This is a genomic window from Burkholderia sp. Ac-20384 (assembly GCF_017104605.1).
In the GTDB taxonomy this organism is placed as follows: domain Bacteria; phylum Pseudomonadota; class Gammaproteobacteria; order Burkholderiales; family Burkholderiaceae; genus Burkholderia; species Burkholderia lata.
The window spans coordinates 1-1,758 of record NZ_JAAGPE010000626.1 but is presented as its reverse complement, the minus strand read 5'-3'; the positions used below and the strand labels follow the sequence as shown (position 1 = coordinate 1,758).

The 1,758-nt window shown below is 71.3% G+C and carries 2 protein-coding genes; both read left to right on the top strand.

The annotated features are described in order from the left end of the window. Window positions 1-1,047 (top strand): amidase (locus G3O00_RS42415; RefSeq protein WP_241025610.1); only part of this gene is annotated, 1,047 nt, incomplete at its 5' end. 139 nt (window positions 1,048-1,186) lie between these two features. Then, window positions 1,187-1,699 carry a disulfide bond formation protein B gene (locus tag G3O00_RS42410; RefSeq protein ID WP_011351308.1) on the top strand — a complete coding sequence of 171 codons (513 nt, stop codon included), beginning with the start codon at window positions 1,187-1,189 and terminating at the stop codon, window positions 1,697-1,699. Window positions 1,700-1,758 lie beyond the last annotated feature (59 nt).

The following is a 1,758-nucleotide window of genomic DNA, read 5'->3' as shown; positions in this document are numbered from 1 at the left end:
GCCGTCGCGCGGCTCAAGCGCGCGGGCGCGGTGCTGGTCGGCCGCACCAACATGAGCGAGTTCGCGTTCTCGGGGCTCGGGCTGAATCCGCACTTCGGCCATCCGCGCTCGCCGTACCACCGCGACGTGCCGGGCGACGCGCGGATCTCCGGCGGCTCGTCGTCCGGCGCGGCCGCGTCCGTCGCCGACGGGATGGCCGCCGTCGCGCTCGGCACCGACACCGGCGGCTCGATCCGCATTCCGGCCGCGCTGTGCGGGCTGACGGGCTTCAAGCCGACCGCCAGCCGGATCCCGACACAAGGCGGCGTGCCGCTGTCGACGACGCTCGACTCGTTCGGCCCGATCGGCCTGACGGTCGCGTGCTGCGCGCTCGTCGACCGGATGCTCGCGGGCCTCGAACCGCACGTGCCGGCCGCCCGGCCGCTCGAAGGCGTGCGGCTCGGCGTGCTGACGAACTATGTGACGGACGGTGTCGATGCCGACGTCGCGGCCGCACTCGACGCCGCCCTCAAGCATCTCGAAGCGGCCGGCGCGATCGTCACCGAAGTGCGTTTCCCGGCGCTCGACCGGCTGCCGGACGTCAACCGCTTCGGCTTTTCGCCGATCGAGGCCTACGCGTGGCATCGCCCGCTGCTCGCCAAGCACCGCGACCAGTACGACCCGCGCGTGCTCACGCGGATCCTGAAGGGCGAACCCGCGACCGCGGCCGACTATCTCGACCTGCTCGCCGCACGCACGGCGATGCTCGACGAAGCTGCGCACACGGTCTGGTCGCGCTTCGATGCACTCGTCGCGCCGACGGTGCCGGTCGTGCCGCCGCGCATCGCCGAACTCGAAACGGACGACGCCGCGTTCACGCGCACCAACGCGCTGATCCTGCGCAACCCGAGCGCGTTCAACTTCCTCGACGCGTGCGCGCTGTCGCTGCCCTGCCATCCGCGCGACGCGGCGCCGGTCGGGCTGATGCTCGCGGCCGCACCGCATCGCGACGACGCACTGCTCGCGATCGGCCAGGCAGTCGAGGCCGTGCTGAACACGATCCGCTGAGCGCAGCCAGCCGACCGCCGGCGGGCAGGACGCGCGGTGCGGCAGGTTGCCGCACGCGCGCTGTCAGTTTCGTGCCAGACCGTTCGCGCTAAAATCGCGCGATTGTTTTCCGGACCGACCCACGAGGAACCCCGCCGACATGAACGACTACACGCTCGCCATCCGCCGCGAACGCCGCCTGCTGATGCTGCTCGGATGGGTGTGCATCGCCCTGCTGGCCGGTGCGCTGTACCTGCAGTACGTGAAGAACGAAGATCCGTGCCCGCTCTGCATCATCCAGCGCTACTTCTTCTGCGCGATCGGGATCTTCGCGTTCCTGGCCGCCGGGATCCGCAACTGGCGCGGCGTCTGGGTGCTCGAGCTGCTGATCGCGATCGCCGCGGCCGGCGGCGTCGGTACGGCCGCACGGCACCTGACGATCCAGATGAATCCGGGCTTCAGCTGCGGCTTCGACACGCTGCAGCCTATCGTCGACAGCCTGCCGCCCGCGCAGTGGTTCCCCGGCATGTTCAAGGTCGCCGGGCTGTGCGAAACCGTCTATCCGCCGATCTTCGGCATCCTGCTGCCCGGCTGGTCGCTGATCGGCTTCGCCGTGATCCTGATCGCGGTCGTCGCGAGCCTCTGGCGCCATCGCCGCAAGCTCGTGGGCTGACCGGCCGGTCTCGACCGGCCTGCGCGCGGCCCGCTCGCCCGGGCCGCCCCGCAGCGGCC

Bases quoted from the DNA above. Each gene is read 5' to 3' on its own strand.
- G3O00_RS42410 (WP_011351308.1), top strand. From the start codon at position 1,187: ATGAACGACTACACGCTCGCCATCCGCCGCGAACGCCGCCTGCTGATG.